The organism is Halobellus limi, from assembly GCF_004799685.1.
Taxonomy (GTDB): domain Archaea; phylum Halobacteriota; class Halobacteria; order Halobacteriales; family Haloferacaceae; genus Haloquadratum; species Haloquadratum limi.
Window position 1 is genome coordinate 80,813 of the sequence record NZ_CP031312.1, and the last position, 20,279, is coordinate 101,091.

14 protein-coding genes are annotated in these 20,279 nt (G+C 59.6%); 11 read left to right on the plus strand and 3 right to left on the minus strand.

Features of this window, described 5'->3' with window-relative positions; all coding sequences use genetic code 11:
- The first annotated feature begins 387 nt into the window (after positions 1 to 387).
- The 5 genes from DV707_RS15010 (at position 388) to DV707_RS15030 (ending at position 9,200) form a co-directional block, all read left to right on the plus strand.
- On the plus strand, positions 388 to 2,169 hold the full coding sequence (locus tag DV707_RS15010; RefSeq protein ID WP_103993181.1) for a hydantoinase B/oxoprolinase family protein: 1,782 nt from the start codon (positions 388 to 390) through the stop codon (positions 2,167 to 2,169).
- Between the two features lie 360 nt (positions 2,170 to 2,529).
- Positions 2,530 to 3,702 carry a metal-dependent hydrolase family protein gene (locus tag DV707_RS15015; protein WP_103993182.1) on the plus strand — a complete coding sequence of 391 codons (1,173 nt, stop codon included), beginning with the start codon at positions 2,530 to 2,532 and terminating at the stop codon, positions 3,700 to 3,702.
- Between the two features lie 178 nt (positions 3,703 to 3,880).
- Positions 3,881 to 4,744, plus strand: a complete 864-nt coding sequence (locus DV707_RS15020) for an ABC transporter permease (protein ID WP_103993183.1) — start codon at positions 3,881 to 3,883, stop codon at positions 4,742 to 4,744.
- A 126-nt stretch (positions 4,745 to 4,870) separates the two neighbouring features.
- Positions 4,871 to 6,952, plus strand: coding sequence for a hydantoinase/oxoprolinase family protein (locus tag DV707_RS15025; protein WP_103993184.1), 2,082 nt, complete (start codon positions 4,871 to 4,873; stop codon positions 6,950 to 6,952).
- Positions 6,953 to 7,445: 493 nt separating this feature from the next.
- Entirely contained in the window at positions 7,446 to 9,200 is a 1,755-nt protein-coding gene (locus DV707_RS15030) for a TCP-1/cpn60 chaperonin family protein (RefSeq protein WP_160113980.1), read from the plus strand.
- A 51-nt stretch (positions 9,201 to 9,251) separates the two neighbouring features.
- Here DV707_RS15030 and DV707_RS15035 read toward each other — a convergent pair whose 3' ends face one another.
- Complete coding sequence (locus DV707_RS15035; RefSeq protein ID WP_103993187.1) at positions 9,252 to 10,124, minus strand: ABC transporter permease; 873 nt, start codon at positions 10,122 to 10,124, stop codon at positions 9,252 to 9,254.
- A gap of 34 nt (positions 10,125 to 10,158) precedes the next feature.
- Complete coding sequence (locus tag DV707_RS15040; RefSeq protein ID WP_103993188.1) at positions 10,159 to 11,532, minus strand: extracellular solute-binding protein; 1,374 nt, start codon at positions 11,530 to 11,532, stop codon at positions 10,159 to 10,161.
- 201 nt (positions 11,533 to 11,733) lie between these two features.
- On the opposite strand from DV707_RS15040, the gene DV707_RS15045 reads away from it, so the two are divergent.
- Complete coding sequence (locus tag DV707_RS15045; protein WP_103993189.1) at positions 11,734 to 12,876, plus strand: ABC transporter ATP-binding protein; 1,143 nt, start codon at positions 11,734 to 11,736, stop codon at positions 12,874 to 12,876.
- Positions 12,873 to 14,063: an ABC transporter ATP-binding protein gene (locus tag DV707_RS15050; protein ID WP_103993190.1), complete on the plus strand. Its 1,191-nt coding sequence runs from the start codon at positions 12,873 to 12,875 to the stop codon at positions 14,061 to 14,063. Before DV707_RS15045 ends, DV707_RS15050 begins: the two co-directional genes overlap by 4 nt.
- Positions 14,064 to 14,109: 46 nt before the next feature.
- Here the strand turns inward: DV707_RS15050 and DV707_RS15055 are convergent, their stop codons facing one another.
- Positions 14,110 to 14,880 carry an IclR family transcriptional regulator gene (locus tag DV707_RS15055; protein WP_394337419.1) on the minus strand — a complete coding sequence of 257 codons (771 nt, stop codon included), beginning with the start codon at positions 14,878 to 14,880 and terminating at the stop codon, positions 14,110 to 14,112.
- Positions 14,881 to 15,439: 559 nt separating this feature from the next.
- Here DV707_RS15055 and DV707_RS15060 point away from each other — a divergent pair.
- The 4 genes from DV707_RS15060 to DV707_RS15075 all read left to right on the plus strand — a co-directional run bounded on the left by DV707_RS15060 (position 15,440) and on the right by DV707_RS15075 (position 19,977).
- On the plus strand, positions 15,440 to 15,868 hold the full coding sequence (locus DV707_RS15060) for a universal stress protein (protein ID WP_103993192.1): 429 nt from the start codon (positions 15,440 to 15,442) through the stop codon (positions 15,866 to 15,868).
- A gap of 285 nt (positions 15,869 to 16,153) precedes the next feature.
- On the plus strand, positions 16,154 to 17,749 hold the full coding sequence (locus DV707_RS15065; protein WP_103993193.1) for a BCCT family transporter: 1,596 nt from the start codon (positions 16,154 to 16,156) through the stop codon (positions 17,747 to 17,749).
- A gap of 432 nt (positions 17,750 to 18,181) precedes the next feature.
- Positions 18,182 to 18,466, plus strand: coding sequence for a hypothetical protein (locus DV707_RS15070; protein ID WP_103993194.1), 285 nt, complete (start codon positions 18,182 to 18,184; stop codon positions 18,464 to 18,466).
- Between the two features lie 2 nt (positions 18,467 to 18,468).
- Positions 18,469 to 19,977 (plus strand): sodium:solute symporter family protein, encoded by a 1,509-nt coding sequence (locus DV707_RS15075; RefSeq protein WP_103993195.1) that lies wholly within the window; start codon positions 18,469 to 18,471, stop codon positions 19,975 to 19,977.
- Positions 19,978 to 20,279: the final 302 nt, after the last annotated feature.

Below are 20,279 nucleotides of genomic sequence, written 5' to 3' on the forward strand. Positions count from 1 at the left end.
CGAACGACCGCGACCCGGTCGATTGCGTACGGGCACTGCTCGAATGGTGGTGCGTTCTGATTCGGATATTCCAAACACTAACCGAAGAACCGAAGGGCTCTCTGGATCGTAGATGCTCAAGAGTCTACAAACTCATAATACAGGTAATATTCGTTTTTGTATAGTTCTGGAGACGAACAGCGAACGAAAATCGACGGTCCCGGGAGGCGATGAGGCATAAGTTGAGATCGTGCGTTTTGATAACACAAACGAATGTAGCTGCCTGTATTTTGTTCGTGATCCGTGGTTCCCATCGGTAATACGAGCGGAAAACCGTCCAACCCGGTGTGCATTGGATCTGTGCCACACCATACATTTAAATATGGTTAGAGAGTAACAAGCCCGTGTATGACAATGGATGCCGAAGAAGTAATACAGGAACGACAGATCGACCCGGTGACGCTGCAGGTCATCGGTGGCGAACTCGATACGATCGCCCAGGAGATGGGACACAAACTGATTCGGTCAGCGTACTCGTCGATCATCCGGGAGAGCGAGGACATTGGATCCGGGATCCTGACCGCCGAGGGAAAGCAGATCGCGGAGGGCGATTTCACGCCGATGCAGGTGGGAACGCTCATCGCGTCCGTCGAGGGGATGTTCGAGACCTTCGAGGAACGCGGTCAGGATCCCGACGAGGTCATCAACGAGGGCGACGTGTTCATTCACAACCACCCTCACTACGGTGCGGCCCACTCGCCCGACATCGCGGTCATTACGCCGGTTTTCTACGAGGGAGAGCACATTGCGTGGACGGCGACGAACGCACACCACCTCGATATCGGGGCGGCGACGCCCGGTCTGGCGGTCGACCTCGAGGACGTCTACGCCGAGGGGACACTGTTCAAGGCGACGAAGGTCTACGATCAGGGCGAGCGAGTCGACGAGATCTGGAACCTGATCGAAGAGAACGTGCGGACGCCCCGCGTGGTTTTGGGCGACCTCCAGGCGCAGATCTCCTCGTGTGAGGTCGGTAAAGAGCGGTTCCTCGGGCTGGTCGAAGAGCACGGCTACGAGCACATTCTCCAGGCCAGCGAGGACCTGATGCATTACGGCGAATCGCTGATGCGCAAAGAGATCGAGAAGGTCCCCGACGGAACGTACCACGAGACGGGGTACCTCGACGACGACGGTCGAAACCGAGACGAGCGTCTGAAGGTGGACGTAGAACTCACCGTCGACGGCGGTGACCTCACGATAGACCTCAGCGGATCCGAAGACGAGGTCATGACGGGGTACAACGTCCCGTTCAGGGGATCCGCCGAACCGGCCTCGTACTTCATCGTTCGAGCGATCCTGACAGATACGGCCACTCACGACGAGTACATCCCACAGAACTCGGGGACGTTCGCACCGATACACGTAGAAGCGAGAGAGGGCAGTCTGTTCAACCCGAGTATGCCTCGGTCGGCGTTCGCCCGAATCAATCAGGTGGATCTGTTAGGCGATCTCATTCTGAAGGCGTTCAGCAACGCGGTTCCAGAGAAGACCGCCGCCGGGTCGGGACCGCACTGCTACTTCATCAGTTACTCGGGCGTGGACGAGAACGACGAGTACTGGGTGTACATCGAGGTCAACGAGAGCGCGTACGGTGGACGCCCCGAATCCGACGGACTCGACGCCGTCGACGCGCTGGTACACAACACCCAAAATCGGCCGGTCGAGGACATAGAGCTCTCACATCCCCTCCGGATCGAACATTACCGCCTCCGCGAGGAAACGGCCGGCGCCGGCGAACACCGCGGCGGTCACGGTCACGAGCGGATGGTGAAGTTCCTGAGCGACTCGACGATCACGATCGAGGGAGACGGGAACAAATACGGCTCCTGGGGATTCGACGGCGGGAAGGGCGCCCCGTCCGGCGAGCTCAAACACATCAAACCCGACGGAGAAGAGATCACCTTGCCGTCGAAGGTCTCCGGGTACAAGTTCGAGTCCGGCGACAAGTTCTCCATCAAGAGCATTAGCGGCGGGGGCTACGGCGATCCGTACGATCGGCCCGAACAGAAGGTCTACGAGGACTACCGTGACGGGTACATCACGAAAGAGTCCGCACGCGAGGAGTACGGTGTCGTGATCGAGGACGGTGAGGTGGACTCCGAAGCGACGCGGCGCCTCCGAAACGCCTGAACGGTTCAGATCGGAGGTCCTGATCGATCGGCGGCCGGTCAGCAAGTCGGGCGGCCGGATATCGAGTTCGCGGGTGGCGGTCCTCCCGACGGCCGAGGCGACTCGTTTCCGAGTTGCCAGAGAGATCGTGACGGCGTGCCAGCGAGTGAGCGGGGTGTCGAGCCAACGACGAACCGCTGTTGGGCCGGGGTGTCGGCCGTCAGCGCTCTGTCTCCACCGTAGATGGCGGACGAGCGCATTTCCCCTTTTTCAGCGAAAAATTAATATAATTAGTTAAATTATATCACACCGTATGCCAGTGTATAGCTGCGTATGTCGGATGGTCGGTGCCAGAGAAACGACGATTCACGGAGCAAAATAATGAGCGAGTACGAGTTGTTGCTGTACGGTGACGTGTGGGACGCAAAGCGTGGTCGACAGCGTGGCAAGTGGGTCGCCGTCGAAGGTGACGAGATCGAGGGCGTGTACGACGAAAAGCCCGGTCCCGCGGCGGAGGTCAAGGAGGTTGAACTCGTCACACCGGGCCTCATCGACCTTCACGTCCACCTCGTGTGGGACGGCACCGGCGATCCCGTCGAAACCCTCAGGCGGCAGTCCGAACAGGAACAGACGATTCACGCGGTCGCGATGGCCCGCGAACAGGTCGAAGGCGGCGTGACGACCGTCAGGGACATCGGAAGCACGCACGACATCGCCATCAGCGTCGCCGACGCCTCCCGCCGAGGGGACATCACGGGACCGAGGATCTACGCGAGCGGCCAGACGATCATCATCAGCGGCGGCCACGATCCGTTCTGGGGAATGGAAAGCGACGGGGTCGACGCCGTTCGCTCCAGCGTCCGAAAGCAGCGTGACAAGGGCGCGCGTGTGATCAAGATCAGCGCGACCGGGGGCGTGTACGGGCAGGCCGTCGGCGAGGATCCCGGGATGTCGGAACTCTCACGCGAGGAGGTCATCGCTGCCGTCGAGGAGGCTCACCGGTTCGATATCCCCGTCGCCGTCCACGCCGTCGGGACCGAAGGGATCGAGAACTCCATCGAGGCGGGCGTGGACACCCTCGAACACGGGAATCTGATGACGAGCGAGAGTCTGGAGAAGATGGTCGAGAAGGACATCGCCTACGAACCGACCCTCTACATCTACAAGACCGTGGCCGAGGGCGAGGGCGACATCCCTCAGTACGCCTACGAGAACGCGCAGAGGGTGTCCGACCGTCACTGGGAAGTGTTCGAGGAGGCGATCGAAAGCGACGTTCGCATCCTGGCGGGGAGCGACGCCGGCTCGCCCAACATTCCGCATCCGGCGCTGCACCACGAACTGCGGTGTCTGGTCGACGGCGGGATGACGGAGGAAGAGGCGCTCACCGCTGCGACGAGCACGCCCGCGGAGGAACTCGGCCGCCCCGAACTGGGCGTCCTGGAGGAAGGAACGCCGGCGGACATCGTCGGATTCGCCGACGACCCCCTCGCCGACATCGACGTCACCGGGTCGCCCTCGGTGGTCGTCGCAGACGGCGACGTAGTGACGGAGTAGGGTACGTCGAGAGACCTCCGAACGGGGCATCGCGGTTTTTTGTCGTCGTGGCCCGGACGCGTCGAGTCAGATCCGTCCACGGAGCGGAGAGACTGGGTAGTCGTCGTGACGTCTCCCCCGACGACGCGCCGACGAGAGGCATAGACTTATTACCCTTGATGTGTGTTGTCATCACAAGATGGCGAGCGCATCCTACGCGGAGACGGCCAGTGATTCGTCCACAGGAGGGGCACTCCGGAACGGCTTCGAGAAGGTCTCGGCAGCAGTATCGTTGCGAACCGTTCTGATCGCCTACGCGGTACTGATCGCGGCGTATATTTACGTCCCGATCGTCTCGCTCATCGCGTTCTCGTTCAACGAGGGTGGTCTGACGTTCCCGTTCGTAGCCGTCACGACCTCGTGGTACGCCGAACTGTTCGCTAACGAGGCGGTAGTGTCCTCGATCGTGCGATCGCTCAAAGTGGCACTCGTCGTGACGGTAATCACGACCGCGTTGAGTACGGCGGCCGCCCTCGCGTACCGCTACGAGTTCCGGGGGCGGAAGACGATTCTCTACATACTGCTTCTGGGAATCATTACCCCCGGTATCACGTACGGCGTCGGCGCGACGTTGTTCTTCAACGAACTACTCGGATTGGACAAGAGCCTGTGGCTCGCGATTCCGGTGCACGTGGTCTGGGCGCTCCCGTTCGCCGTCATCGTACTGCTGGCGGGTATCCCGCCCCATCTGGCCCGCAACGAGCAGGCGGCGCGGGTGATGGGGGCGTCGAACTGGACGGTGTTCCGTGAGGTGATTCTCCCACAGATCGGACCGACTGTGCTCGGGGCAGCCGTCTTCGCGTTCACGCTCTCCTACAACGAGGCGACCCGGAGCCTCCTCGTCGTCGGACAGGCGAACACGATGCCGATCCAGATATTCAGCATCGCGGCATCGAAGAGAGCGACCCCGGAACTCTTCGCACTCGGGAGCTTCACGACCGTGATGTCGACGCTGTTGCTCGTCGGTGCGAGTCTCTTGATATTCTACGGCGGTCAGAAGTGACCGTCGGGTAAGCGTCTCGGTGCGGTCGATTCACCGTCGTGTGCGATCGGACCACCCGGTCCATTTCTCCGACACATTTATTATGTAGGTCTTTGTGGGATAGAATGTCGAACATATTGAGAGACTATGACAGAGAGTACTATTCGCATTGGCGCAGACGTCGGTGGAACGAATACCGACATTATCCTCGTCGACGGCACGAAAGAGCACACGTACAAGCTTCCGACGACTGACGATCCCTCGAAGTCGACTGCGGACGGGGTTCTCGAAGTCTGCGAGCGGGCCGGCATCGCCCCCGGGGAGGTCGACACCGTCCTGCACGGGACCACTGTCGGGACGAACGCCGTGATCGAGCACGAGGGTGCGAAGACCGGGATGATAACCACGGAGGGGTTCCGAGACACGGTCCACATCGGACGACACCGGAAGTCCCACACGTTCTCGGTACAACACGAAATAAAACACCAAAAGGAGCCGCTGGTGGAACGTCGCTACCGGAAAACGGTCGACGAGCGGATCTACCCGCCGGGGAAGGTCGTCGAGCCGTTAGACGAGTCCGAAGTACGCGAAGCGGCCGCGGAACTGGTCGAGGAGGGCGTCGAGTCCATCGCCGTCTGCTACCTCCACTCGTATCTGAACACGACACACGAGGATCGCACAAAAGAAATCATCCAGGAGGAGTTCCCCGACGTCTTCGTCTCGACGTCGAACGAAGTCGTGGCGCAGTTCCGCGAATACGAACGCTTCTCGACGACGGCGATAAACGCACGCATCGCGCCCGTGATGTCGAGTTACCTGAACCGGTTACAGGAGCGGCTCGACGACTACGGGTTCGAGGACGCGGACGTGCTCATCATGCAGTCCAACGGCGGCGTGGCCAGTATCAGAGAAGCCAGTCAGCGGCCGGTGACGACCCTCCTCTCCGGGCCCGCAGCCGGTGTACTCTCCGGGCAGTACACGGGGAAATCGACCGACGAAGAGAAGATCATCACGTTCGATATGGGCGGGACGAGTGCGGACATTTCGGTCTTGCCCGGACGTCTCTTAGAGCGGGATCCGCGCGATAGCGAGATCGGCGAGTACCCCGCCATCACACCGATGCTGGACATCGAAGCCATCGGTAGCGGGGGCGGCTCCATCGCGTGGTTCGATCAGGCGCAGGGGTTCAACGTCGGACCGAAGAGCGCCGGAGCCAACCCGGGGCCCGCGTGTTACGGGCGGGGGAACGACGAACCGACCATCGCCGATGCGCAGGTCGTGCTCGGGCGCATCGATCCGGAGACCTTCCTGGGTGGCGAACTCGACATCGACCCCAGCCTCTCCGAGCAGGCGATCGAGGAGAAGCTGGTCGATGCGGTCGATCAGGAGCGGTTCAGCACCGTCGAGAAAGCGGCGCTCGCCGTGCTCGACGTCGCGAACAGCAACATGTACCAGTCGGTTCGCGAGCAGACGATGCAGCGGGGGTACGACCCCCGCGACTACTCGCTCGTCGGGTTCGGTGGAGCGGGCCCGATGCACTCGGTCGACCTCGCCGAATCGCTCGAGAGTTCCAAGGTCCTGATTCCGCCGTCTCCCGGGATCGGCTCCGCGCGGGGGCTCATGACCGGGGACATTCAGTACGACAACCAGGTCACGCTGAGCAAGCGGCTGGAGAACGTCGAGGCGGACGAGCTCGAAGACCGTATCGAATCGCTGACGCAGCGCGGAGCCGATCAGTTGCGCTCCGACGGAATCGACGTCGAGGAGGACGCGGTCTTCCGGAAGTCGATCGACTGCCTGTACGAGGGACAGGGCTACGAGCTCAACATCGAATACACGGGGACCGACGGCGACTGGCGCTCCCGAATTCGAGAGCAGTTCGAAGAGAAGCACGAACAGGAGTACGGGCACTACTTCGAGAACGATCCCGTCGAGGTCTTGAACCTCCGCGTCGCCGCGTCGGCCGACAGCGTGGAGTACGATCCCGTCGAGATCGAGAGCGGGTCCGAAGACCCCTCGCACGCCGAAACGAAGTCGCATCCCGTCTACTTCGGGACGTCGCTCGAGCCCGAGGAATACGAGACGCCGAGGTACGCACGCGAGGAACTCCGGGCGGGGAACGTGATCGACGGCCCCGCTATCGTCGACGAGTTCGACAGCACCGTCGTCATCAACCCCGAGTGGGAGGCGGAGGTGCTCCCGAGCGGAACGCTCCGGATCACCCGCTGAGGGACGAACCGCCGTCCGGTCGAGACCGCGGTCCCGTCACTCCGGGATCGGCTCCGATACAGTAGCGTTTGCAAGTCTTCACTCACTCGACCGTTCGACGGCATACGATCGGATGAGTAATCAGTTGCAAACGCTACTGTAGTTCGATCACACGGCGACGATACATATGCCCAGATACCCCGACGACGCACCCGAGTATACGTTCCGGTGTGAGGACTGTGGCGCCGTCATTCCGCCCTTTCAGGGCCTGTACTGGATCAGCGATCGTCGCGAACGAGACGGAGAGACGATCGACCTCCCGCGTTGCCCCGAGTGTGGCGCACACGAGATAAGCGCCGTACGGGATCACTGACCGATCACGGCGATAGCTGATCGGTACTCCGCCGTTCGCACGCGTTTCTGCGCTCGGCCATGTAACCGTCCGTGGCTGACTGCGAATACGTCGTTGGGCCAAACATTTATTACGATGTACCGAGGGATAGAACCCGTATCGATGGAGCCGAACCCGTCAGCCCAGTCGCGGCGTTTTCCCGAAGAAGCCGAGAGTTCGATCAGGTTTCCCCACGCGAATATAACGGCGGTCGACGCGATCTCGGACGTGTTCAGATCGACGGTCGGCCCCCGGTCGATGGACGTGTTGGTACTCGACACTTCCGCTGCGGGCGACAGCGACGACGCGGGGGTAGCCGTCGACGAGTACGCCGTGACCGGAGACGGGGCACGCCTCCTGCAGTCCCTCTCGGTCGAACACCCCGTCGGTGAACTACTGGAGCGGTCCATCGGTCCGTACCGACCGGGTGACACGGACATCGACGGGAAAGACGTCTTCGACGGCGTCGGCTCGAAGGTCGTATTTGCGAGCGAACTGCTCGCGAACTCCCTCGGCCTGCTGGAACGGGGAGTGCACCCACAGGAGATCGTCAGCGGATACCGCTCGGGTCTCGCCGTGGTCGAGGAGACGCTTCGCTCCGCCAGCGTCACACCGGAGACAGACGGGCGGGTTTCTGCCGCCGACGCGGCCCGGACGGCGCTTACGGGGAACGACTTCGGAAGGATGCGGGAGGAACTCGCGGAACTCGCCGCGACTGCTGCTCGGGAGATAGGGGAACCGAACGAGCGTTCGTTCGACGTCACGACGGTGCGGCACGGCTCGATCCGCGATAGCCGTCTGATCGAGGGGACAGTCCTCGACCGCAATACCGTGGTTCACCGGGAGATGCCTCGACGCGTCGAGGACGCCAACGTGTTACTGCTGGGCGGCCACGACCAGGGCGGACTACAGGATCCGGACGTCGTGGACGACTTCGAGGTCCAACTGGAATCACCGGACGCGCTCGGCGCGTTCGAACGAACGGCGGCGAACGAGCGGCGGGAACTCGTCGACCGGATCGTCCGGGTCGGTGCCGACGTCGTCCTCACGCAGATGGGCATAAACAGTCATTACCAGCAGCTGTTGGCCGATCGGGGAATAATGGCGATTCGACGCGTCCATCCCCGCAACCTCCAGCGGTTGTCCCTGGCGACCGGAGCGACCGTCGTGAAGCACAACGACGATGTCGGGCCGGAGCATCTCGGTCGCTGCGGCACCGTCGTCGAGCGAGAGATCGAACAGCGAAAGCACCGGAGAAAACACAGGCGTATCGTCGTGTTCGAGGGGTGTACCGATCCCGACTCGGTCACGATGCTGCTGTGTGGAACGTTCGGACAGCTCGAATCGCAAGCGCCACGTGAGGTCCGGAAGGCCGTACTGGCGGCCGCACAGTCTATGAGGGACGGACCGTCCGAAGGCGTCGTTCCGGGCGGCGGAGCTACGGAGACGGCGATCGCACGTCGAATTAGGCAGGAAGCACAAACACGGGGCTCGAAAAGCCAGCTCGCGATGAACGAGTACGCCGCAGCGCTCGAAGGGCTGGTCAAAACGCTCGTCGAAAACGCCGGACTGGATCCGCTGGCCACCGTCACGGACCTTCGGACAGCGAACCGAACGAACGCGAACGTCGGTGTCGTCCTTCCCGACGGAGAGATCACCGACACGCTCGAAGCCGGAGTCGTCGATACGGCTGCAACGAAGAAGGAGGTCTACAGGAGCGGCACCGACCTCGCGACGTCGATCCTCCGCGTCGACGACGCGTTGGATGCGACGTTCGAGGGGAAAACGGTGGACACGGGCGAAGCGATCCACCGAGAGCCGGCGGAGCGACACCGGGAGTACGTCGAAGACGCCGATTCTCGAACGATCTGGGAGTGATCTCCGGAGGGCGGGTCGTCAGCGGCGGGGACTCGAAAACGCATTAGGCGGCTATCCGCGGGCGAGTTCGGTGATGTCCACTCGGCGAAGAGAGAGGTAGACGATCCCGAATATGACGACCAAGAGCGTGAGCGAGAGCGCGGCGGCAGCGGGGTAGTCCAGCCCCTGGTTCACCGTCGTGTAAATCAGCGTGGAAATCGTGCTGCTCCCGCCACTGAGAAACTGCGGGACGGCGAAGTTTCCGATCGAGAGGACGAACACGAAGATCGAGCCGATCACCACGCCCGGGAGGCTGAGCGGCCACGTCACGTTTCTGAACGTCGCTACCGGGCCGCCTCGAAGCGTTTCCGAGGCGTCGAGCAACCCCTCGTCGACCTGTGTGAGCGCGATGTAGATCGGAGCAGCCATAAAGACCACGTAATTCTGTAGGTACCCCAGGATCTGCGAGACGGGTGAAAAAAGCAGCCAGGAGAGCGGTTGGTCGATGATGCCGACCAGGAGAAGCACCTGGTTGATCACGCCCTCTTTGCCGAGAACCGGAATCCACCCCAGGGTCCGAATGACCCCCGAGGTCCAGAACGGGATGATGAGGAACAACAGGAGGATGATGCCGCCGTTCTGACTGGTGTAAAAACGAAGGTAGTACGCCAGCGGGTACCCGAAGACGAGGGTGAGAAGCGTCACGACCGCGCCGGTGAGAAGCGTTTCGAGGAACACCTCACGGATCGTAGCGGACGTAGCCACGTTGATCCAGGGCTCCAGCGTGAGGGTGTGCTGCACCGAGAACGAACTGTAGGTGAGAACACTGTAGTAGCTGATAACGCCGAGCGGAATCAGCAGGAATACGCCGAACCAGAGCAGCGAGGGCCCGGCGAGCAGGTAGGACTCGTGTATCGATACGGAATCTCGTGATATCTTGCTCATAGTGTGTTGTCTGAATGTCTCGATCGTGCGACGCTCACGCGCTCTGGAACTCCTGCCAGCGGTCCAGCATGTACTCCGCGTTGTCGGGCCAGATCTGGAAGAACCCGATACGGTCGATCCGCTCTTCGATCGAACCGCAGTCCCGCTTCTGGCCGTCGGATGCGGGTGTCCCCTCTTCGGACGACCAGTCGTACGACTGTGGATCGAACAGCGCGGGGTTGTCGACCGACTCGTAGGTTTTCTTGCCTTCGTAGGCCCAGTCGTAGTACTCCGGACCCATCCCCTCACCACTGCTGTCGGAGCCGTCACGAACTAACTCCTTGTTCGGGTAGTGCGGAACCGAGTACCCCCAGTTTTGAATGTAGCCCGGGAACCACGCACCGAGGTGGACGTCGTTGTACAGCGAGTGGGCGGCCTCGAGGTTGTTTCGATCGGACGCACCGGGCTTGAGCGGGGCCATACCGACGTACCAGAACCGATAGCCCTGCGTCCCCTCGCTCATCGTCGCGTACTCGCACGGCGTCCCGGAACGACGAACGTCGAGTGCCGCCGGCTGCCAGAGGTCTCCGATCACCGCCTCCTCGCCGGCCATCAAGTTGACCGAGTTCCCGTACGCGGTCCACGTGGACCGGAACTGCCCGTTGGACTTCTGTTCGACCAGGTAATCGATGACCGTGTCGAGTTGGTCTTCCGTGGGGTTGTTCAGCTCGCCGACCGATCCGTCGATCAGGTCGTTGTCGAGGAGGTGCATCATCGTCTGCGGGATCTGGATCGGGGCGGCACCGTTGACGAGCACCTCGCCCTCGTATTGGTCGTCGAACAGCGCGCTCCACTTCGAGACGTCGTCGACGTACTTCGGATTGTACCCGATCGCGTCGAAGTTGTACGCGTACGGAGGCAGCCGGAGCGACCCGTCCGATTTGTCCTCCCACACCTCCTGATCGATGGTCTCCGTTTGCTCTTCTAGCTGTGGAATCCGCTCGCTGGGGTTCAAAAAGAGGTCCGAGATGGCGCTCTCGGACCAGTTGTCCAGATCGGCCGTATCAACCGGATAACTGGCGTCGTTATCCACCGTGAGCGCCGACGCGGTCGACGTGTCCAGTGAAAACACGTCCATCGATTCTCGACCGCCGCTCAGGACCTGTTGTTGGACGGTCGAACCGGTGGCCGTGGTCAGTTCTATCTCGTTTTCGGTCACTTCGGTGTACTTTTCGCCTTGACCGTCTCTCACCCCGTAAGCGGGGCCGATCCACTGGAGCGTGGATCCGCTGCTGTCAGTGCTCTCTTGGCCACTGGAGTCGCCGGTGCTCTCCTGCCCGCCGCCGCCGAGACAGCCGCTCATTCCAGCCGCCGCAGCCGCGGCACCACCGTACTTGACAAAGTTACGCCTGCTGAGTGATTCTCGCATGGCTTTCACTAACAAGGTTCTCCGCAAATATATAAATGTGTTGGATATTTTCACCAAATTCCCTTATACACAGAAGAGGTGTATAAATTAGCCTCCGATCGACCGAGATTGTGGAAAGACACCACATCACATAAAATAAAAATAGTATATTTTAGTATATTATTAGGAACAATTTTGTACTGGAGTGTCGAACGGAGACCTATGGCGGCCCATCCAGCGATACGCATCGATTCACTGAGAAAGACGTTCGCCGACGAGGTCGTCTTAGACCACATCGATCTCTCGGTCACCGACGGGGAGTTCTGTGTAGTCATCGGACCCAGCGGATGTGGAAAGAGCACGCTATTGAAGTGCATTGCCGGGATTTCCGATCCGGACGGGGGAGAGATCCACCTCCGAGGACGGGACACCGAATCGGTCCCGACCCGCGACAGAAACGTCGGTCTCGTGTTTCAGGAGTTCGAGGAGACGCTCTTTCCACACAAGACGGTGGAGGAGAACATCGAGTTCGGTCTCAGACAACAGTCCGACACTCCACCAGCGGAACAAATCGAAGACCGAATCGACGAGGTTCTCGACCTCCTCGCCATCTCCCACACCAAATCGAGTTATCCGGACGAACTGAGCGGGGGACAACAGCAGCGCGTCGAACTGGCACGCCAGCTCGTTCGCGACTGCGATATCACGTTGTTCGACGACCCGTTGGCGGATCTGGATTACAAACTCCAAAAGCGGATGGAGATCGAGATGAGGAGGCTCCACGAGGAGCTGGAGAGCACGTTCCTGTACGTGACGCACAACCAGGATCAGGCACTGAAACTCGCAGACAGGCTGATCGTGATGAACGACGGGGAAATAGAACAGATCGGGACGCCCGAGGAAGTGTACACGAACCCGGCGAACGCGTTCGTCGGTCGGTTCGTCGGGGATTCCAATCTGCTGATAGGGGAGGTCGTTCGACGGACCGACGACGAAATCCGAGTCGAAACCCCGATAGGAGAACTCTCCGTCGCGAGTAGTGGCGATCAGCCGGCGACGACCGTCGAGGGCGCTGTGCTGGTTCGTCCCGAGGACGTCGTCATCGGAGAGGGCGCGGCCCGGTGTCGAAACAGCGTCGACGTCGTACTCGAAGGGGAGACCTACACCGGAGAGGTGACGGAGTATTCGGTCTCGGTATCCGGGTACGACAACGAGATTCAGGTCGTCAAGCCCGGCAAGCCGGACGATGTCGGGGACAACAACGAGACGAAGATCGGCTTCGATCCGGACGCGGCCAAGTTCTTCGAGGAGATGAGCGTTACCGGACAACTGCAGGTCAGAGACCTATTAGAGGCAGAACAATGAGTGACACGAACGATCCGTTGACCCGATCCGAGCAGCCGGGAGAGTCCGGATCCAGCAGGCCGATGCTGGAGGTGTCCGGACTCACCAAGATATACCCCGACGGAACGCTCGCCGTCGACGATATCGACTTCACGGTCGAGGCGGGTGATTTCTGCGTGATCATCGGCCCGAGCGGGTGCGGTAAATCGACGACGCTTCACTCGCTCGTCGGGAACCTCGACGTGACTGCCGGGGCAGTCAGCCTCGACGGCGTGGAGATCACCGATCAGCCGACCCACAACAGAGACATCGGTCTCGTCTTCCAGGACTTCCAGCTCTTCCCGCATCTCTCCGTGTCGGAGAACGTCGAGTACGGACTGAGTCAACTGGGGATCGACGACCGGGAGAAACGGCGGCGGACGGAGCGCCTCCTGAAGATGATGCAGTTGGAGGGTCTCGCAGACCGCGAGCCGGAGGAACTCTCCGCCGGACAAAAACAGCGGGTAGCGCTCGCACGGAGCCTCGTCCTCGAACCGAAACTACTCCTCTTGGACGAACCGCTGGGGGACATGGATTATAAGCTCCAAAAGCGGATGGAGCGTGAACTACTCCGCGTCCACAGGGAGTTCGACACCACGTTCGTGTACGTCACCCACGACCAGACGCAGGCGATGAGACTCGCCGATCAGATCATCGTGATGAACGACGGACAGGTCGAACAGTCCGGGTCGGTCGCGGAGATCTACAACTCGCCGAACACCGCCTTCGTCTCGGCGTTCGTGGGAGATTCGAACACGTTTACTGGGACACTCGAGGAGGAACACCTCGATGGCAGCGTAACGATCGGTACCGCCCTCGGCTCGTTCGAGGCCTCGCCCGATAACCTCCACTCTCCGGTCGGCGGGCTGCTCGGATCCGAAATGTCGTTCTCTGTTCGGCCCCAGCATATGAGCCTGTCCGGAGAATACGCGAACACCCTCGACTGCCGGGTGAAAGACGTCCTGTGGAATCCCGGATCCAGTACGCAGGTGTTGTTGGAAGTGCAAGCGGAGGGCGTCGACAAGGAACTCAGTCTGAAGTCGTGGGAGTTGGCCGAGGTACCGGAAGGGAACGTACAGGTGAGTTGGAAGCCGGAACACACGATACTGCTCGAACGGACGAGCGTCGTAGACGGGATCGATCTCCAGAAGGACATCCTCGGGAGCTAACCGACAGTCGGTCTGGAGGGGACGGAATCCGGCCGTTCCCGGCCTTTCAGTGTTCGATATTTTCGTTCCGCATCGTCTGAATATTGACTTCTATGACGTTCGCCGCGCTGGTGACGAGGTTCGGAACTGCCTCGTGAAAGTCGTCGCCTTGCATCCGACTGGTCGGCTTGGTGAGACTCACAGCACCCAGCACTGTTTCGTTTTTGTCTAAAATCGGAGCGCCGACCGCTCGCGTACCGAATATCTCCTCCTCGTCGTTCAGGGCGTACCCCTGTTCGCGGATCGACGCTAACTCCTCGAAGAGTTCGTCTCTGGAGGTGATGGTCTTTTCAGTTCGCTGTGGGAGTCCCGATTCCGCGATGATCTCCTCGACACGGTCCTCGGGGAGATATGCCAGTATGGCCTTTCCGTACGCTGAACTGTGTAAGTACCCCGGTTTTTCCAGTTTTTTCTCGAAGTAGTTTTTCCCCACGGCGTTCTGCCCGCGAGCCTCGTGCAGGTAGATGAGGTCGCCGTGCTCTTCGGTGACCAGATGAACGTATTCGTCGGTTTCTTCGGCCAGTCGCTCGATCTCTGATCGTCCCGCCTTGAAGAGGACGTTGTGCTTTTTGACGAACTCACCGAGGTTGAGAAAATGCAGCCCGAGGTGGTATTTCCCGTCCCGCTTGACCACGTACTTTTGCTCTTTCAGCGTCGCGAGGTGGGTGTAAACCGTCCCCTTCGGCATATCCAGGTGGTCCGCTAACTCCGTAACGCCGGCACCCTGTAACTTCTCGAGCGTGCGGATTATCTCCCAACTCGTCGCGACGGTCGTCATCGTTCGAGGGGAGCGTTGGTTAGTCATTTGCAAACACGTACCAACCAGAAATACTTAAAATTATCTATCTGTGACTCGAAAAGGCCGACGTGGATCCAATTTTCTGAACGATAATTGTGTATTCTCCACGATATCGGCGGTCAAGTGGTATTTGATTCAGGGTAGAATTACACGACGGAGCAATATCGTTCGTGTATTCCAAACATTTGTCTCACGTGCTATTGTACCAGTATGACGGGGATAGGGACGTACAGGGGCGATATCCGCATCCGCTCTCGTTGATGGACATTACACCACTACTTGTGTAATAGAAATGCTCCCACGGACGCGGTTGGCTTCAGTACCCAGAATTTGTTTTGTTATTCCAAACGTCTCCGAGAGAGAAGTTTCAGTGCGATCTCCGGGGGACGAAACCAGACCGACTGGTCAAACTACGAATAGGGACTCTTCGCCCGGACGCTCGCGGGTCTTCACGGGAATCACTTGTGACGGGTCCGCCGGCGCCGAGGTGCGTGCGTGGCACTAAAATTATATAACTGATGAACCTCATAGACCTCGTATGGTTATCGTGGCTGCAGTCGACCGGTCAGATCAAGCCAGTGCTGTACTGGAAGAAGCCGAGACCCTCGCACAGCGATTCGACGACGTCGTACACGTCCTGCACGTGATGGAGCGGTCGGAGGCGATTCAGGGGGCAGAAGACGGAAACGAGAGGTTGCCGAACCTCCAGGACCGGGCGGCAGCGGTCGCATCGGAACTGATCGAGGAACACCGGCTCAGCACCGACGTGGACGCCGTCGGTCGTATCGGCGATCCGGCGAACAAAATCGTCGAGTACGCCGACGCAGAGGACGCACGGTACGTCGTCGTGAGCCCACAGCAACGCAGTAAGACCGGGAAGGTGCTCTTCGGGAGCGTCGCCCAGTCGGTTCTTTTGAACGCGCACTGCCCGGTGGTTTCCCTGCGGGCACGGTCTCTAGACCAGTAACGTCGAGCGTTCGGATCGAAAGCGATACGAACAGAACATCGGGAGAAGAGAGGTCCACGACGTAGAACGCCTCTCGGTATCCGGAGATCCGAGCGGACGGCACTTCCCGCCCGCGCTCTCCACGTTCTTTCACGAGAGCAATTTGTGGCCGGGTGGGACTCTCGTCGAACTAACATCAATTATATTTAGGTATGTTTATATGTTATGAAGCTGTTCGATGTTCTGTGTCAAGTCAGACGTTGACACGGTAGCAATCAGACCAATCCGACGAACTCAATACAAATTATGACTGATGATACCGTTCGAACATCGTTGAAACAGTTCGTAGACGAGTTAGATCAGGTGATCTTTGGCATCGGAATAACAGTCACCGCCCTCGCTGTGCTCGGTTTCGTTTTCTGGGAGGAAGCGGCGACGACGTTGACGAGTAGTATCAACACGTTCCTGTGGACGGAACTCAGTTGGGCGTATCTCCTGATCATGTTCTGCGCGGTGGTGTTTGTCCTCTTTCTCATATTGGGCCCGTGGGGAAGCATCAAGCTCGGGAAAGAAGACGACGAGCCCGAGTTCGGATACCTGACGTACTTCGTGATGCTGTACTCTGCGGGAACCGCGGCGGGCGTCGTGTTCTGGGGGCCGGCCGAAGCGATCTTCCACTATCAAACCCCCTCGCCGTTCTTCGACGTGGCAGCGGGGAGTTCGCAAGCGGCCGTCGGCGCGATACAGTACAGTTACTTCCACTGGGGGCTCTCGGCCTGGTCGGCGTACATGGTGATCGCGATTCCGATCGCCTACCTGGCCTACAGGTACGACGCCCCGCTGCGCGTTTCCACGCTCATCGCTCCGTTGGTCGGCTTAGACAACCTAGATAACGTGTGGGCGAAGCTGATCGACGTCGTCGCGGTGTTTGCCACTATCGGCGGCGTCGCGACTACTCTCGGACTGGTGGGAAGCCAGTTCCTCGTCGGACTCGACTACGTCACAGGAATCCAGTTGGGCGACGCGGGAACTGTGCTCATGATAACCGGCCTGACGGTCGCGTTCACTCTCTCGGTTTCAGCGGGGATCAAGAAGGGGATACTTCGGATTTCGTACTTCAACATGACGCTGTTTTCGGTTCTCACCGTCGCGGCGTTTGTTTTGGGACCGACGTCCTACATCCTCCTGACCGGAACGCAGGCCCTCGGGAATTACATCGACCAGTTCATCGCGATGAGTTTCTACACCAGCGCCGGGACCGACTCCGGAGCGTGGGTCGGAAACTGGACGATCTTCTTCTGGGCCTGGTGGTTCTCGTGGGCACCGTTCGTCGGGCTGTTCATCGCCCGGATCTCCCGCGGCCGAACGATCCGTGAAGTATCGATTATCGGAGTGTTCGCGTCGACGGGGATCACGGTCCCCTGGTATGCGACGATGGGTGGATCGGCGATCTTCTTCCAGAGCACGGGCGTAGCGGACATCCTCGGCACGATCAGTCAATACGGGGGCGACGAGGCCGCCGCGGGGTATCCCCTGTTCGATGCGCTGCCGTTCGGCGAGGTCCTGATGGTGATGTTTCTGGTCCTCGTCACGACGTTCTTCGTGACCTCTGCGGACTCCTCCACGTTGGCGCTTGGGATGCTGACGACGGGCGGAGAGGAGTCCCCGTCGCTGATCAACCGGGTCATCTGGGGCGGGATCATCGGCCTTCTCGCGTCGGTGCTGATGGTCGCCGGGGGAGTGAACGCGCTGCAGGCCGCAGCGATTATCACGGGCGGTCCGTTCGGGATCGTCGTCCTCGTCTCGATCTATTCGATGATGAAACTGTTCAGTAGTCACTTCGAGGCGATCGATACGAGTTCGACCGCTGTGCGGAGGGAATCGATCGCACAAGACGATTGAGGGGGTTTCCCGGCATACTAATTCACGGTCAGGTAGCAGATTGCGTCGTGGGACGGTGCGGCGCGTCTGAACTAGCAGTCCACTGATTTCTCGGAGTTGTCACGGGCGGCTGAATGACGGAGTGACGCAGCACGAAAGACCGTATCGGCTTTTGACACGGAGTGGCCCGACGTATGAGCTGCTGACGGCGAGGGTCACAGTATCATCGTTGCCGCCCCGATCACTACGCTGACCCCATCAGAGTGCCTATGTGACCAGCACGCGGTCCTGAAATCCCCGCCACTCATTCGAATCGACCAACACCAGCATAATTCGGACTGTCACCGAAATAAAAGTAATTTTCTTACTGTCTCTAAATTGAATTAATCCTAATAATTTGCTTTACTCACCGTTGCATTTAATTAGTTTTTGTCAGTCAGTATAACCCGGAGTATGTTAGCGAAAAGCATACGCACCAGGATTTGGATCGGAGTGTCGCTCTTATTCAACGCCTTCCTCGTTGGGTACGTTTACACGTACACGAACGGAGGGGGTACCGGCCGATTCGTTGCCGGCCTCCCGGAGGCGTTCGTCGTGTTTGTGGTGTTCGTCTTCGGCGTGACCGCTTTCAACACGGCGTACGCGTGGTATTTCCTCGGTAAACCCCCCGTGTCGGAACTGTTCACTCCGGAAGCGCCGGTATCGGAACAGCAGACCTCGCCGGAGAGTGGTGATTAAGTATGCCTTCGTTCTGGGTTTCGATAGGGCTCGTTGTAACGACATTCTACCTGCTATTTCTGTTGTATCTCTCCCACTACGGGTCGAAACTGACGATGGCCGACGTGAGTGACTACTTCGTCGCAGACGGGTCACTGAGTACGCTCATCGTCTTTCTGACCGGGATCGGTACTGCACTCAGTTCGCTCACCTTCCTCGGAAGCGGCGGTCTCACGTACAGTATCGGTATCGCCGGAATCGTCATCCTCGGTGGAATCGTTGTGACCGACTTTCCGGCGATAGTGATCGTCGGCGAGAAGTTCTGGAAGATGAGCCAGAAAGACGAGAAGGACTACGTGACACCGTCGGATCTGCTGTGTGATCGATTCGACGACAGTTCGACAATTCGCGTTATTGTGGCCGCCGTCGCCGTGTTCACTTCCTTCTTTTATATCTCCGTTCAGTTCAAAGGGATGGGCCTCGTGCTTAATCTTCTCAGTGAGGGATTCGTTTCTACCAATATGGGTATCGCGTACGTGGGGCTCTTTATGGGCGTTTATATCGCTATCGGCGGGATGCGCGGGGTCGCTTACACCGACGCACTACAGGCAATATTGCTCTTCGGGGGTATGGCTGTCATCGCTGCTTACGTCGTTATGACCGTCCCGGGCAACATCTACATCCAGGCGGCTCAACAGGCCGAAAAAGTGGCTACGCTAACCTCGAACCCGATTAACCTCTATACCACCGCAGCGGGGTTCGGTCTCTCGATTCCCGTGTGGCCCCATATGTGGGAACGATACTACGCTGCTCGTCGGAAATCCGGTGTCTGGGGGCTCGGGTTTGCCGAAGGCATCGGGGACACCTTCCTCCTGACGCTCTTTGCCGGCCTGATCGGGCTCGCGGGGATCCTCATATTCCCCGGGCTCGAAGGTTCGAGTGCTGACACGGTCATTCTTCGGTTCATTCAGGATATGCCGGGGCCCTTCCTGGGGGTTATGATGGCGGCGGCAGTCGCCGCCGCGATGTCGACGGCCGACTCGATCATTCTGATGCTCGGGTCCATCATCTCGCGTGACATCTATCAGGTGCTCATACAGGGCGATATGCCCGAACAACAGTTGTCGAAATACTCGAAAATCACGTCCGGACTCATCGCGTTCGCCGCACTCCTGTTTGCGACGCGACCGCTCGGTGAGTTCTTCACTTTCCTGCTCGATCTCACCTTCCCGGGATACTTCATACTGCTTCCGGTCGCCATCGCGACGTTCTGGTGGGCGCGCGCGAACAAATACGGTGTCATCGCGGGGCTGATCGCCGGTCTGGGTACTCTGTCATACCTCATATGGACCGGTCAAACTCCACTCGAAGTGTGGATCGGTTTCTGGGGCGGATTGAGTATGACGATCGCACTCATCGTCGTCAGTCTCGCGACGCCGTCACCGCCTGAAGACCGCGTGCAGGAGTTCGTCTACGAGATGCAGGAAACCTCACCGGATCTATCTTCGCAAGTAGATCCAGCGGACGACTGAGAAGGATCCGTGTAGCCGGTCGGGACAGGACAGAGCAGAACGAGATCGGACGGGTCTCGATCCATCAGGACGATTGCGCCTCACGAACCGAGGTGTGAAATTCTACGCTACTCCTTGTGAGTCACCCCGTGCGTCACGATTCCCGGCGGAGTAAGCGGGGAGTGTAATTTTGCCTGCGACAGCGATCCGTCTGAACAATATGATCAAATCGACGCCCGCCGGTTCTGCCGATTTCAACGAGTGGAGTGAACGACTCGGCTGATGCTTCCAAGTGGCTCTGATACTGCCGCTGGAACTTCGCA